Origin of the sequence: Collinsella sp. AM41-2BH, assembly GCF_003468085.1 — a bacterium.
Classification (GTDB): domain Bacteria; phylum Actinomycetota; class Coriobacteriia; order Coriobacteriales; family Coriobacteriaceae; genus Collinsella.
Map to the genome: position 1 here is coordinate 23,225 of NZ_QSGH01000004.1, position 12,899 is coordinate 36,123.

General features: G+C 60.1%; 15 protein-coding genes and 2 tRNA genes. All 17 read left to right on the forward strand.

The features are described 5' to 3' along the window. Window positions 1–10 precede the first annotated feature (10 nt). The gene (locus DW899_RS03035) at window positions 11–244 is read left to right on the forward strand and encodes a hypothetical protein (RefSeq protein ID WP_117799962.1); all 234 of its coding nucleotides are present in this window, start codon (window positions 11–13) and stop codon (window positions 242–244) included. Continuing rightward, window positions 208–771, forward strand: a complete 564-nt coding sequence (locus tag DW899_RS03040) for a hypothetical protein (RefSeq protein ID WP_147349717.1) — start codon at window positions 208–210, stop codon at window positions 769–771. Before DW899_RS03035 ends, DW899_RS03040 begins: the two co-directional genes overlap by 37 nt. A 1-nt stretch (window position 772) precedes the next feature. After that, complete coding sequence (locus tag DW899_RS10440) at window positions 773–991, forward strand: hypothetical protein (RefSeq protein WP_006235089.1); 219 nt, start codon at window positions 773–775, stop codon at window positions 989–991. Next, window positions 927–1,463: a TadE/TadG family type IV pilus assembly protein gene (locus DW899_RS03045; protein WP_117799964.1), complete on the forward strand. Its 537-nt coding sequence runs from the start codon at window positions 927–929 to the stop codon at window positions 1,461–1,463. The genes DW899_RS10440 and DW899_RS03045 overlap by 65 nt, the downstream gene beginning before the upstream one ends. A 76-nt stretch (window positions 1,464–1,539) precedes the next feature. Next, window positions 1,540–3,600: a hypothetical protein gene (locus tag DW899_RS03050; RefSeq protein ID WP_117799965.1), complete on the forward strand. Its 2,061-nt coding sequence runs from the start codon at window positions 1,540–1,542 to the stop codon at window positions 3,598–3,600. Next, window positions 3,600–4,076, forward strand: a complete 477-nt coding sequence (locus DW899_RS03055; protein ID WP_117799966.1) for a TadE/TadG family type IV pilus assembly protein — start codon at window positions 3,600–3,602, stop codon at window positions 4,074–4,076. Before DW899_RS03050 ends, DW899_RS03055 begins: the two co-directional genes overlap by 1 nt. Further along, window positions 4,052–4,432: a DUF192 domain-containing protein gene (locus DW899_RS03060; protein WP_089572686.1), complete on the forward strand. Its 381-nt coding sequence runs from the start codon at window positions 4,052–4,054 to the stop codon at window positions 4,430–4,432. Before DW899_RS03055 ends, DW899_RS03060 begins: the two co-directional genes overlap by 25 nt. A 323-nt stretch (window positions 4,433–4,755) precedes the next feature. Beyond that, window positions 4,756–5,040 carry a ribbon-helix-helix domain-containing protein gene (locus tag DW899_RS03070; protein WP_035137167.1) on the forward strand — a complete coding sequence of 95 codons (285 nt, stop codon included), beginning with the start codon at window positions 4,756–4,758 and terminating at the stop codon, window positions 5,038–5,040. A 123-nt stretch (window positions 5,041–5,163) separates the two neighbouring features. Then, window positions 5,164–5,236, forward strand: a tRNA-Phe gene (locus tag DW899_RS03075). Between the two features lie 483 nt (window positions 5,237–5,719). Beyond that, window positions 5,720–6,781: a glycoside hydrolase family 5 protein gene (locus DW899_RS03080; protein WP_055309641.1), complete on the forward strand. Its 1,062-nt coding sequence runs from the start codon at window positions 5,720–5,722 to the stop codon at window positions 6,779–6,781. Between the two features lie 6 nt (window positions 6,782–6,787). After that, window positions 6,788–7,666 (forward strand): 16S rRNA (cytidine(1402)-2'-O)-methyltransferase, encoded by an 879-nt coding sequence (gene rsmI / locus DW899_RS03085; protein ID WP_117799967.1) that lies wholly within the window; start codon window positions 6,788–6,790, stop codon window positions 7,664–7,666. A 69-nt stretch (window positions 7,667–7,735) separates the two neighbouring features. After that, the gene (gene metG, locus DW899_RS03090) at window positions 7,736–9,337 is read left to right on the forward strand and encodes a methionine--tRNA ligase (RefSeq protein ID WP_117799968.1); all 1,602 of its coding nucleotides are present in this window, start codon (window positions 7,736–7,738) and stop codon (window positions 9,335–9,337) included. Between the two features lie 107 nt (window positions 9,338–9,444). Next, the gene (gene rsmA / locus DW899_RS03095; protein ID WP_117583810.1) at window positions 9,445–10,305 is read left to right on the forward strand and encodes a 16S rRNA (adenine(1518)-N(6)/adenine(1519)-N(6))-dimethyltransferase RsmA; all 861 of its coding nucleotides are present in this window, start codon (window positions 9,445–9,447) and stop codon (window positions 10,303–10,305) included. Next, complete coding sequence (locus DW899_RS03100) at window positions 10,295–11,212, forward strand: TatD family hydrolase (protein WP_117799969.1); 918 nt, start codon at window positions 10,295–10,297, stop codon at window positions 11,210–11,212. The genes rsmA and DW899_RS03100 overlap by 11 nt, the downstream gene beginning before the upstream one ends. Window positions 11,213–11,255: 43 nt before the next feature. Next, window positions 11,256–11,342: transfer RNA gene (locus DW899_RS03105), tRNA-Leu, on the forward strand. Window positions 11,343–11,441: 99 nt separating this feature from the next. Further along, a complete protein-coding gene (locus DW899_RS03110; RefSeq protein ID WP_117757556.1) occupies window positions 11,442–12,380 on the forward strand; it encodes an SPFH domain-containing protein in 939 nt (312 codons plus the stop codon). A 6-nt stretch (window positions 12,381–12,386) separates the two neighbouring features. Continuing rightward, window positions 12,387–12,857, forward strand: coding sequence for a 23S rRNA (pseudouridine(1915)-N(3))-methyltransferase RlmH (rlmH, locus tag DW899_RS03115; protein WP_035136824.1), 471 nt, complete (start codon window positions 12,387–12,389; stop codon window positions 12,855–12,857). Window positions 12,858–12,899: the final 42 nt, after the last annotated feature.

Sequence of the window (12,899 nt, forward strand, 5' to 3'; positions counted from 1 at the left end):
GGAGGAATACATGAACACGATGGTCGAAGTTGCTGACAAGGCTTGGAGCTGGGCTTTTTGCCGGGCGATTTACACTCGCCAGCATGCCAAGGAGCTGTTGCAGGAGGAGAGCGCGCAGGGTACCACCGAGTACGCCATTTTGGTGGGCGTACTTGTGGTGATCGCGATTATTGCCATCGTTGCATTTAAAGGCAAGGTTAAAGAGCTATGGGATGCGATCAGCGAGGGCATCAACAGCCTGTAGAGGGCGAGCGCCCCATCGGGGTGCTGCTGGTGTTTGCTTGCCTGACCGTGGCGATAGCGGTGGTGCTTTGGGGGCTTAACGCCGCGCGGCAGCAGCGTCCTGGGACCGCCTCCGATTTGGGCTCAGATTCGGCGGTGGCGTCTCAAAAAGATGAGATGCGAGATGCGGACGATTCGGATGTCGCTGTCACGGCGCAAACCTTTCTGCGGGCGCTCGACAAGCGGTCTGGCACTGCGACGGATTCGCCTGAGGGCAACGCGATTGCGGTCCGGCTTGCATGGTCCGAGGACCGACCGATGACCGAAGCGGCAGCGGATATGCTGCGTGCCTATCGCGAGGTACCCACGGCACAACTTGCTCTGAGCGGCTATCTCGATATCAAGGGCAACGTGTGGGGCGCTATCGTGCGCGACGGACGCGGCTGGGTCGATATGGTGACGGTTGCCGCGGATACTGGCGATGCTTCGTGTCGTCTGCGCGCCGTGCGCCTGGTCCCGCAAACAATAAACTCAAAGGAGGGATCGTGAAATGCATGGCGTTCTGCGTGAAGAGGTTGCCCAAGCGACTGTGGAATACGCCATCGTCACGGTGGCGCTGTTATCGATCGTGCTGGCGATTGCGGGACTTTGGCGTGCTGGCACCGATGGGCGCTTGGCGGCGCTGGTCGAGCGGGCGGCATCCCATGGCGTTGCCTCGATGTCGGTTATCGACGCCGCTGCGGGCGCTAAGGACATCGCGTTGTATTGATATCGCGTGCGAGGACCGGGCGCAGTCTACGGTCGAGGCCGCTTTTTTGCTGCCGACGTTTCTGACGCTCATCCTTCTCGCACTGCAGCCGGTGTGCCTGCTCTATACGCGCGCGGTCATGGAGTCTGCCGCCGCCGAGACCGCGCGGCTCATGACCACGACGACGGCGGAGGACGACGATCTTAAGGAGTTCACCCGCCGCCGGCTTGCCGCAGTGCCCAACGTTTCGATCTTTCATGCCGGCGGGCCGCTGTCGTGGGATATCGAGCTTGGCCGGGCCGGTGCGGGTGGCGTCTCGTCCGTGTCCGTTTCCGGCGAGGTCAAGCCGTTGCCCGTGATCGGTGCGTTTGCGCAGGCTATGGGTGGTGCCGCCGAGGGCGGCTACGTTGAGCTCAAGGTCGATGTCTCGTATCAATCGCGTCCCGAATGGCTGGAGGGAGATTATGATTCGTGGATTGCTGCATGGGATTAGGCGCTGCCTGTTGCGGGTGACGCAAGGGTTTGCGGCCCGCCGTCGACCAGGCGCTCTCCGCAAACGAGGCGGCTTTATGGGTCGAGCCGGTGTCGATCTGTTTATCGAAGACGGCGCCTATACCACGCTTTCTTCTGCCGTGGTCATCCTAGTGGTGCTCACATTGTTGTTTTCGTCGACCGCGGCGATATGGAGCATGTCGCGTGCCGGGGATACTCAGGTGGCGGCTGATAGTGGCGCGCTGGCGGGTGCCAACGTAGTGTCGTCCTATCACACGGCTGCCACGGTGGTTGATGCGAGCATCTTGAGTCTGGGGCTGGCGGGGTTTGCCACGATCGGGACGGGCCTGGTCGCCATCCTCATCCCGGGTGCCGAGCCGGTTGCCGGCAATATGGTCGACACCGGGATTGAGATCATTAAAACGCGCAACAAGTTTGCCAAAAGCGCATCGGAAGGCTTACAGAAAATCGAGACGGCTCTGCCGTATCTGATCGCCGCGCGTGCCACGCAGGCGGTGTCGGCGCAGGATACCGATAGTGTGACCTATACCGGTACGGCGCTTGCCGTGCCCAGGACATCCGAGTCTGACTTCGCTGCGCTCGAGGGGTCCGAGATCTCGACCGATGCCATTAAAGACACATCAGATGATTTAGAGTGTGCGGCCGAGGAGCTGCGGAAGGCTTCTGAGGACACGGCGAAGGCTAAAGAGCGTGCTTGGCTGGCGGATTGTGGTGGGTCTGACAAGGGCTCGGTCGGCAGCTGTTCTTGCATGTGGGAGCGTGCGAAAAGCCTAACGGATCTCTCCGGTGTTCAAAATCCGCATTACTCATCGAGCGTTACGTGGGAGCCCCAAGTTGCCCTTGATCGCGCGAAGGACTACTACCATTGGCGTCTGACAAATGAGAAGCCCCACGGCTCGAGTGTCGAGATGAAGGCAGAGTCTGCGGCGCGTAAGGCGTTTTATACCTATGCGAGCGCGGAGGTCGATCGGGCGCATATAACCGAGAACGGAGACAGGGTTTCCTCCTATATTCCGCTGCTGCCGCGCAACTCTGATGAGGTTCGGGCGACGGAACTCTATACCGATGCGGTGTGGCCGACGAGCGTGAACGATGACAAGGCGTATCTGCATTACGGGACGACCTGCCCTAACTATAAGAAAGGGACGCCGAGCGGATTTGCTTCGGTTGCCGATTACGATGGACAGGATAAATGCAGCAAATGCCATTTTGGCGTTTTGTCGCTTGGTGCTGTTGCGGCGCCTTCAACCTCTATCGAAAACGGCTTCGAATATCACTTCGACGAGTTCAAAAAGGCCTTGGAGGAATACGTCACATGTCGGAACAAAGAGCTTGAGCTCATGCGTCAGACCGAGGATGAGGCCGACCGTGCGAGCAATGCGTTTGACCAGGCCATTAAAGCGCTTTCGGGCGAGCGTCCGCGTATCGCTCCGCCCGGTCGCAACGGCGTGGTTGCCTTTGCGGTTTCGGGTGCCATCTCGAGCCCCGATGAGCTCAACTCTTCGTTTAACACGGCAGTCAGGCTTGGCGATCGCGGTGCCATCTCTGCCGCGGTGCTGGCGCCCGATGAGGCGACGGCGCAAAACAACGTGCTTTCGCGATTTTTCTCGACATTGAAGGAACGCTCGGGTGGCGTTGCCGGCGTACTCGATGGCGTCATGGATGTCTGGGGACGGCTGCTTGTGGGATACGGAGACATCCAAGGTTCGGCCGACGAACTTATGGACGAGATGATTAAAGGCCTAGGAGGGGGCAGCGGCGCGTTGGGCTCCATCGCATCGTGGCTCGGCGATACCGTTTCGGCGTCCGTGGCGGCGCTGGGTTTGGAACCGTGCGACTTGCGCCTGCGAAAGCCGGTGCTGACTGATTCCGCCAACGTCATTAAGAGCCCGGGGTCTGACATTGCTGGTCTCTCTCAAGCGCAAGACAAACTGCGAAGTATTCCGTTGGGCGTGACCGATCCCAAGGCGCTTTGCGAGGCGTTGGAATATCAAGTCGAACGCACCATCAGCGGTACGGTGTTCACGCTTGCGGAGATTCCTCTGCCCGGCGGCGGCTCCATCCCGCTCACCGTCGATGTCGCCACGCTGGTTGGCGCTCTGGGCGGTGGGTCGTAATGAGTATCCGCATGCGTCTGCGCGAGGAGCGCGCCCAAGCGACGGTGGAGATAGCAGTGGTTACGCCCGTTTTGCTGGTGCTGGCACTCATCGTATACAACGTCATGATCTATGCCAGCGCTGTCGCGCGCTTCGACCGCGTGGTGCCCGACATCGTGTTGGCGCACGCCGTGGCGCCGAGCGGGGAGGGCGACGAAAGCTCTGTCGATGCCTCGGCGACGGTTCAGACTCAAATTCTGAATGCCATGGAAGGCTATGACTTGCAGATTGAAGTGTCGAGCGAGCAAGGCGCGGAGGCATCGGATGGTGGCCTGCTCTCCCTATCCGGTACGTTTAGGACCTACACCTGCACCATGCACTATGAGCCGTGGCCGACTTCTCTCAGCATCGCTGGCGTTCCGCTGGGGGCGCCGACAACGTTGTCGCACGAGCGCGCGGTGACGGTCGATCCATGGCGTCCGGGGGTGGTCATGTGACCGCGGTCTCGTCCTACATCGCCTACGCGCGGGCACTCAATAGGCTGGGCTGGACGCCGGCCGAGTTTGCGGTGGCGGAGTCGTTTGCCGTGCGCCTGCGCGGCATGCTGGGACGGTGTCCGGTTGCCGCCAACGGTCTGCCGCTCGTCATGGCATTTCCACGCTGCTCTTCGGTCCATACGTGTTTTATGGCCTATCCCATCGATATCGCCTTTATCGATGCACGTGGCTATGTCCTCGTATGCTACGAAAACGTACGTCCCTGGCGTATGTGCTCCTGCCCCGGCGCCTGGGCCGTACTAGAGCGTCCTTCAATCATTGTTTCGACCCCTGCTCTCCAACGCGTGCCGGCTTAAGAATTGGCGACAGCGGACTTTCGTCATACGAAATTGGGTAAGATGGAGGAGAAGATGCATGGATGTTGAGATCCATCCCAACGCTAAAAAGCACCTGACGGAAAAGCAGGTGCTTAGCGCTTGGCTTGCGGTTACTGAGTGCATTCGTCGCGAGCCGAAGGACGAGCCGCCGAGATGGCTTGCGATTGGATGGCTCCCAGACGGACGAAGCGTGGAGCTTGTCGCGGTCGAGCTTGTCCGTGGGGGCTTATCATTCATGCCTTGTCTCCAGTCCAGAAGAAATTTTGGCAGGAGATTGAACGGGCTCGGCAAAGGGGTCGATGATGGGCAAGACGTATACGGCCGCTAATGGTCAGGTTGTAACGGATGAAATGATTGACGCGTGGTGCGAGTCGTACGAGCGCGGAGAGTTTCCGGATGGCGAACACACCGTTGGTGGGATCGTGCATGGACGGCCCCCACTCTCAGGTGAGGGGACGGCAACGCTGTCGGTCAAGATTCCTCTGGGAATGAAGGAGGCCATTCGTCGACGGGCGGCTGCCGAGGGGATGACGCCAAGTGAGTTTGCCCGTGCGGCTCTGAGCGAAAAACTTCTTGCTGCCGGCTGATGCCTCTGACGTGCCGATTTAAAGAACCGAGGCTGTGCTCAAAAACTTTTTTGAAATTCTCGGTTGACCGGAACGCGTCCTTGGTTATACTAATCAAGCCTTGAAACAAGGCACACCTCAAATGGCTGGGTAGCTCAGTTGGTAGAGCAGAGGACTGAAAATCCTCGTGTCAGGGGTTCGATTCCCTTCCCCGCCACCTTGAATTGACTAGGACCTCTGCAAAGGGGTCCTTTTCTTTTATGCAGCCCCTACATGGAATCGAACCCCGTGAGGGCGCGGAGCTGAGTAAACGCGTAAGCGTTTGCCAGCGCAGCTCGCAAGGCGCGTAAGCGCCGCAGCGGTCCGTCCGCGCAGCGCGCGGACGCGATTCCCTTCCCCGCCACCTTGAATTGACTAGGACCTCTGCAAAGGGGTCCTTTTCTTTTATGTAGGGTTCTGCGGAAACTGCGTCCCAGAATAAGGGCTCAGAACGGGACACACTTTCCGGTGCCTGCCTCCGGCGCGCGTACACACCTCGTCGCACCATTCCGAGTCCGTCTGCTCCCAGACATTCCTCCCACTTTCGCGTCACTTTGCAGACCGTTCGGTCGCCTGTCCGCACACGCGGGTATACTCAAAACGATACTTATCCTACGCAATACGATGCGGGTTCGACCTGCATGATCCGAAGGGGGCAGTGATGGAGAGGATACTCGGCGTTAATCTCTCTGGCTGGTTTATTCCCGAGCCTTGGGTGACCCCGTCGCTGTATGCGGCGACCGGTGCATCCAACGCGGCTGAGCTACAGGAGGCCATGGGTACCGCCGCCTATAACGAGCGCATGCGCCGCCATTACGAGACGTTTGTGAGCGAGGACGATTTTCGCCGCATGGCGCAGATCGGTCTCAATGCCGTGCGTCTGCCGGTGCCCTGGTATGCCTTTGGCTCACAGGAGTCCGATGCCTCCTACATATCGGTTGTCGATTACATCGACCGCGCAATTGAGTGGGCTGCCAAGTACGACATCCGCGTGCTGCTCGATCTGGCAACCGTGCCCGGTGGCCAGGGCGATTCCAACGATTCGCCCACCACGCCGGAGGCTGTTGCCGAGTGGCATTCGTCCACCAACGGCCGTCATGTCGCACTCGACGTGCTCGAGCGCTTGGCCGATCGCTATGGCGAGGCCGAGAGCCTGCTGGGCATTGAGCTGCTGGACACGCCGCAGATGAGCGTTCGCAAGAGCCTCTTCACCATGACGGATGGCATTCCTGCTCACTACCTGCGCAATTTCTATCGCGATGCCTACGAGCTCGTCCGTTCGTATATGCCCGAGGATAAGATCGTCGTCTTCTCGTCGTCGGGGCATCCCAGCGAGTGGAAGCATTTTATGCGCGGCGCCAAGTACAAGAACGTCTACATGGACCTTCACCTGTACCATTACCGCGACGAGTATGCGCTCGACATCACGAGCCCTCGCGGGCTGACGACGGCGATTTCGCGTAACAAGCGCGAGCTTAAAGAAGCGATTTCGACTGGGTTCCCCGTGCTGGTGGGCGAATGGTCGGGCGCGGCGATCTTTGCCAACTCGTCGGTTACGCCCGAGGGCCGCAATGCCTACGAGCGCGTGTTTATCGCCAACCAGCTGGCTTCGTTTGCGCCGGCTGCCGGTTGGTTCTTCCAAACGTGGAAGACCGAGAAGCGCATTGCAGCATGGGACGCCCGCGCGGCGCTCGGTACGCTCGAGCGCGGCATGATTGAATAGGTTGATATGACGCAAAACAGCGCCCATACGGGCAAACTCTATGTGGTCGGCACGCCCATCGGCAACCTGGGCGACCTGTCCCCGCGCGTTGGTGAGGCCTTTGCCGCTGCTGATGCCATCTGCTGCGAAGACACGCGTGTGACGTCAAAGCTACTGATGCACCTGGGCATTTCCAAGCCGCTTGTCCGTTGCGACGAGAATGTGATCGCCAGCCGCGCCGCCGGCCTGGTCGACCGTCTGCTGGCGGGGGAGACCCTCGCTTTTGCCTCGGACGCCGGCATGCCGAGCGTGTCCGATCCCGGCCAGGCGCTGGTCGAGGCGGCGCGTGAGGCCGATGTGCCCGTCGAAGTTATTCCCGGGCCCTCTGCTTGCGTCACGGCGCTTGTTTCGTCCGGCATTCCCTGCGAGCATTTTTTCTTCGAGGGCTTTTTGGGCCGAAAGCACGGCGACCGTGTGCGCCGTTTGCAGCGCCTTGCCGTGGTGCCCGGCGCACTCATCTTCTACGAGTCTCCACATCGCATCGTGGCGACGCTCGAGGCCGTGGCGGAGGTCTTTCCCCAGCGTGAGGTTGCCGTCTGCCGCGAACTCACCAAGCTGCACGAGGAGGTCTTGCGCGGGCCCGCTGACCAGCTTGCCGAGGAGCTGCGTGCTCGCGGCGAGGTAAAGGGCGAGATTGCGCTGGTCATCGCGCCACCGAGCGAGGATGAGGAGGCCGGTATCGTGCCGGTCGGCGTCACGGCAGCGGATCCCGACGAGGCCCTGCGCGAGGATATCCGCGCCGCGCTCGAGGAGGGGGAGCCCGCGTCTGCGGTGGCCAAGCGCCTGTCTCAGAAGTATTCGCGCCGCAAGCGCGATGTCTATGCCATGGTGCTCGATATGCAATAGATGGAGGATATCCAGCCCTTGCGCTAGAATCATCCTCTGTATGCAACGTTTTTCTGGAGGACAAACCCCATGGATCAAAGCAAGCCTTCGTTCTTTATCACGACGCCCATCTACTACGTCAACGCCGATCCGCACCTGGGCACGGCTTATTCCACCATCATCGCCGACGTTCAGGCTCGCTATCGCCGTTCCGCCGGCTATAACGTCAAGTTCCTGACCGGCATGGACGAGCACGGCGAGAAGGTCGCCGAGGCCGCAGCCAAGCATGGCATGACGCCGCAGGAGTGGACCGATAGCCAGGCTCCGCACTTCAAGGAGCTTTGGAGCAAGCTCGAGATTTCCAACGACGACTTCATCCGCACCACCGAGCCGCGCCAGCATCATGCCGTGCAGTACCTGTGGGAGCGCATGAAGGAGTCCGGTTACCTGTATAAGGGCAGCTACGACGGTTGGTATTGCGTGCCTGACGAGACCTACTTCACTGATACGCAGGTCCAGAAGGGCGACGAGGAGTACGGCAGCGTCGGCCAGCATCTATGCCCCGACTGCCACCGTCCGCTTGAGCGCGTCCAGGAGGAGTCCTACTTCTTTAAGCTTTCCGCCTTCCAGGACAAGCTTCTCAAGCTCTATGACGAGCACCCCGACTTTGTCGAGCCTGCGTTCCGCATGAACGAGGTTCGCAGCTTTGTCGAGGGCGGCCTCAACGACCTTTCCGTGAGTCGCACGAGCTTTGACTGGGGCATCCAGGTTCCGTTTGACGAGGGCCATGTGACCTATGTATGGTTTGACGCGCTGCTCAACTATATGACGGCCGTCGGCTACGGTGTCGACACCGACGAGGCGCGTGCCGAGCTGGCCTATCGCTGGCCCGCGCAGTTCCACATCGTGGGTAAGGACATCATCCGCTTCCACTGCGTCATTTGGCCCGCCATGCTCATGGCCATCGGCGAGGCCCTGCCCGAGCACGTCTTTGCCCACGGCTTCCTGACCGTGCGCAATGCCGAGACCGGCAAGGCCGAGAAGATGTCCAAGAGCCGCGGTAACGCCATCGCTCCGCAGGACGTTATCGACATGCTGGGCGTCGAGGGCTATCGCTACTACTTTATGACCGACGTCGTTCCCGGTACCGACGGCGCTATCAGCTTCGATCGCATGGAGCAGGTCTACAACGCCGACCTGGCTAACAGCTGGGGCAACCTTATCTCGCGTTCGCTCAACATGAGCGGCAAGTACTTTGACGGTTGCGCGCCCGCCAAGCCCGCATCGTTCGATGCGTTCGACAACCCGCTGGCAAAGATCGCCGATGGCCTGGTCGACCGCTACATGGCCAAGATGGACGTGCTCGATTACGGCGGAGCCAAGGACGAGGTTATGGAGCTCATCCACGCCGCCAACCACTACATCGAGGACTCCGAGCCTTGGGCGCTTGCCAAGGATGAGGCTAAGGCTGACGAGCTGGCATTTGTGATCTACAACCTGCTCGAGGCCATCCGCATTGCCGCTCACCTGCTGATGCCGCTCATGCCTCAGACCTCTGCCGAAGCCCTGCGCCGCCTGTCCTGCGAGGACGAGGCCGCGAGCGACGACCTCAAGGGCATTTGCGCTTGGGGCCTGCTTGCCGGTGGTCGGCCCGTCGAGAAGGGTGAGCCGCTGTTCCCGCGTCTGGGCTAAGACGCCGCGCGCCATATCGGCAATTTGCTGTTTAGATGTAAGGGCATGGCCGCAACGGTCCATGCCCTTTTGTTTCAAGACGCCGCCATCATGCTAAGGAGGCAACTATGACAACTTCGCCTTTGGCAAACCCCACGGCAACAAGGGAGCTGCTGGAGGAGTTTGGCCTTGCGACCAAGCATCGCCTGGGCCAGAACTTCCTGATCGACAACCATGTAATTGAGCGCATTTGCGAGCTTTCCGAGCTCACGGGCGATGAGCGCGTGCTCGAGGTTGGCCCGGGCGTTGGTACGCTCACGCTCGCGCTGCTGCAGGAGGCGGCGTGCGTCACGTCGATCGAGGCCGATCCCGAACTCGAACCGGTGCTCGATGCCCATGCCGCCGACTATGCCAACTTCCGCTTTATCATGGGCGACGCGCTCAAGGTGACGACGGGGCAGATTGAGCAGGCTGCAGGCGGTGAGCCGACGGTATTTGTCGCGAACCTGCCCTATAACGTGGCGGCGACGATCATCCTGCAGTTCTTCCAGACGATGCCCGCGCTCAAGCGTGCCGTGGTCATGGTTCAAAAGGAGGTTGCCGATCGCATTGCCGCGGTGCCGGGTAACAAGACCTATGGCGGCTACACGGCAAAGCTCGGCCTGTATGCGCAGGTTACGGGTCGCTTTGAGGTGCCGCCACGTTGCTTTATGCCGGCACCGCACGTGGACTCGGCCGTCGTGCGTATCGACCGTGTTGACGGCGTGGCGCCCGAAGGACTCGATCGCGAGTTTGTGGCCCGCGTGATTGATGCTGCATTTGCTCAGCGCCGCAAGACCATCCGCAATTCCATGAGCGCCAACGGCTTTGCCAAGGACGTGCTCGACGCCGCCTTTGAGGCTTGCGGTATCGCACCCACCACGCGCGCAGAAACGCTTGATGTTGCCGACTTTATCCGCCTGGCTCAGGAGCTCATCCATGATGCCTAATGCCGAACGCGTGACGTTTACCAAGAAAAAGAAGACGGTTGCTTGTCCCGTGCCCTTGGCACCGCTTGCTGACACGCATGCGCATCTGCTTTCGTTTTGGGGGAAAGAAGTGCCCGAGACGCTCGTGCGCGCCAAAGCCGCGGGCGTCGACCTGTTGGTGACGATGCTCGACCCCATCGCCGACAAGTGCAGCGTGACGGACTATAGCGACTGGCTCGTGCGCGAAATTCTGCCGATGCGGGATATTCCGCAGATCAAGTATCTCGCTGGCGTTCACCCCTATGGCGCGCCGGATTATACCGATGACATTCACGCGCAGGTTGTTGCTGCGCTCGATGACCCTTTGTGCGCCGGTATCGGCGAGATCGGTCTGGACTACCACATGGATTACGACGACGACATCGCGCCGGCGCCCCACAGTGTGCAGATTGATTGCATGGCGCGTCAGCTCGAAGTTGCCGTGCGCCGCAATGTGCCGGTGGAGCTGCACCTGCGGCACGAGGACTCGGATGGGGAGCGCACCTCGCATATGGATGCGTACAACGTGCTGCGCGAGGTGGGTGTGCCTCAGGCCGGTTGCGTGCTGCACTGCTTTGGCGAGGACCGCGCCACGATGGAGCGCTTTGTGGAGCTGGGCTGCTATATCGCCTATGGTGGTGCGGCCACCTTTAAGCGCAACGACGACGTGCGCGAGGCATTTGCGGCGACCCCGCTCGACCGCATTTTGTTCGAGACGGATTGCCCGTATATGGCGCCGGAGCCCATTCGCGGTCTTGAATGCGAGCCAGCAATGATCTCCATTACGGCAAACGCGCTGGTTAACGACCGTGTCGATCGCACTGGTGAGGACGCCGAAACAATCGCGCATGCCGCTTGGGAAAATGCCTGCAAACTTTTTCAAAAATAGTTCTTGCGTTCGCGGTGGCGCTCCGTTATTCTAATTCCTGCACGCGGGCGTGGCGGAATTGGCAGACGCGTACGGTTCAGGTCCGTATGGGGGCAACCCCATGAAGGTTCAAGTCCTTTCGCCCGCACCATTAAATGAAAGAGCTCCCAGCAATGGGAGCTTTTTTGTTATGCACGATCTCCTTGGACGGGTATCCTAATGGCAACGTGTGCCTATCAGAGGAGAGACCATGCTGTTTTCCGGTATCATCGCCGCCCTTACCAGCCTTTTGATTCCCATCATCATCCTGTTGTTGCTGCTCCCCAACGCCTGCTACGTCGTTGAGCAGCAGCACGCTGTGATCATCGAGCGCTTGGGTAAGTTCAATCGTATCGTCAACGCGGGCTTCCACGTGAAGGTGCCCGTGATTGACCGCAAGGCCGCCACGGTGAGTCTGCGCACCATGAAAAATGGTTTTGGCATCGACGTTAAGACCCAGGACAACGTGACCATTGGCCTTGAGGTCTCCGCTCAGTACCACGTGAGCTATGACATGGGCGCCGGCCCGGCAGATTCGGGCATCTACAAGAGCTACTATATGCTGCAGGAGCCCGTCGACCAGATGCGCGACTTCATCACCGACGCCCTGCGCTCTTCGATTCCTGTCTACACACTCGATGAGGTCTTTGCCAAGAAGGATGACATCGCCAAGGATGTCAACGCTACCGTTTCCGAGCAGATGGCCGCCTACGGCTTCACCCTCGTGTCGACGCTCATCACCAAAATCGCACTGCCGACCGAGGTTGAGAACTCCATGAACGACATCAACGCCGCCCAGCGCAAGCGCGCTGCGGCACAGGAGCTCGCCGAGGCAGACCGCATCAAGCGCGTCACCGAGGCGACCGCCGAGGCTGAGGCGATGGAAAAGGCAGGCGAAGGCATCGCCAACCAGCGCAAAGCTATCGCGTTGGGCATCAAGGATTCGCTCGAGATTATCCAGGAGACAGGCGTTGGCAACGATGAGGCCAACCAGCTGTTCATGTTTACGCAGTGGACCGAGATGATGACGGAGTTCGCACGTACGGGCAAAAACTCGACGGTCGTGTTGCCGAGCGACTTCTCGCAGTCGGCCTCTATGTTCGAGCAGATGCTGGCTGCCGGCAAAGTTCAAAACGATTCGAAGGAGTAGGCGCGCGTGAAATACACCGTCGTTTGTGTTGGTAAGCTCAAGGAGCGCTTTTGGAAGGACGCGTGCGCTGAGTACACCAAGCGTCTGGGTGCCTATGCCAAGGTGGATATCCGCGAGGTGGCCGATATCGACCCGGCTAAGGCGGGCGGTGTGGATGCTGCGCGTGACAAGGAGGGAGCGGCGATTCTTGCTGCCTTGCCGTCTCGAGCGCATGTGATCTTGCTGGCCATTGAGGGCAAGGAGCGTTCGAGTGAGGAGCTCTCGGCGAGGCTCGACGATCTTATGCTGCGAGGTAGCAGCGACATTGCCTTTGTAATCGGCGGTTCGGACGGCGTGAGTGATGAGGTGCGCGCCCGCGCCGACGAGATGCTCAGCTTTGGGCGCATTACCTTGCCGCACAACCTGGCGCGCGTGGTGCTGCTGGAGCAGATCTACCGCGCCTGCAAGATTAGCCGTGGCGAGCCGTATCACAAGTAGGTCGGCAATACGAAACAATAGCGTGGGACAATGACTTTCGTT

What these genes read in the sequence shown, in the direction of transcription:
- DW899_RS03055 (WP_117799966.1), top strand. Translation starts at nt 3,600, where the DNA reads ATGAGTATCCGCATGCGTCTGCGCGAGGAGCGCGCCCAAGCGACGGTG.
- rsmA (WP_117583810.1), top strand. Translation starts at nt 9,445, where the DNA reads ATGACAACTTCGCCTTTGGCAAACCCCACGGCAACAAGGGAGCTGCTG.
- metG (WP_117799968.1), top strand. Translation starts at nt 7,736, where the DNA reads ATGGATCAAAGCAAGCCTTCGTTCTTTATCACGACGCCCATCTACTAC.
- DW899_RS03080 (WP_055309641.1), top strand. Translation starts at nt 5,720, where the DNA reads ATGGAGAGGATACTCGGCGTTAATCTCTCTGGCTGGTTTATTCCCGAG.
- DW899_RS03040 (WP_147349717.1), top strand. Translation starts at nt 208, where the DNA reads ATGGGATGCGATCAGCGAGGGCATCAACAGCCTGTAGAGGGCGAGCGC.
- DW899_RS03110 (WP_117757556.1), top strand. Translation starts at nt 11,442, where the DNA reads ATGCTGTTTTCCGGTATCATCGCCGCCCTTACCAGCCTTTTGATTCCC.
- DW899_RS03100 (WP_117799969.1), top strand. Translation starts at nt 10,295, where the DNA reads ATGATGCCTAATGCCGAACGCGTGACGTTTACCAAGAAAAAGAAGACG.
- DW899_RS03050 (WP_117799965.1), top strand. Translation starts at nt 1,540, where the DNA reads ATGGGTCGAGCCGGTGTCGATCTGTTTATCGAAGACGGCGCCTATACC.
- DW899_RS03045 (WP_117799964.1), top strand. Translation starts at nt 927, where the DNA reads ATGGCGTTGCCTCGATGTCGGTTATCGACGCCGCTGCGGGCGCTAAGG.
- DW899_RS03060 (WP_089572686.1), top strand. Translation starts at nt 4,052, where the DNA reads ATGGCGTCCGGGGGTGGTCATGTGACCGCGGTCTCGTCCTACATCGCC.
- rsmI (WP_117799967.1), top strand. Translation starts at nt 6,788, where the DNA reads ATGACGCAAAACAGCGCCCATACGGGCAAACTCTATGTGGTCGGCACG.
- DW899_RS03070 (WP_035137167.1), top strand. Translation starts at nt 4,756, where the DNA reads ATGGGCAAGACGTATACGGCCGCTAATGGTCAGGTTGTAACGGATGAA.
- DW899_RS10440 (WP_006235089.1), top strand. Translation starts at nt 773, where the DNA reads ATGCATGGCGTTCTGCGTGAAGAGGTTGCCCAAGCGACTGTGGAATAC.
- DW899_RS03035 (WP_117799962.1), top strand. Translation starts at nt 11, where the DNA reads ATGAACACGATGGTCGAAGTTGCTGACAAGGCTTGGAGCTGGGCTTTT.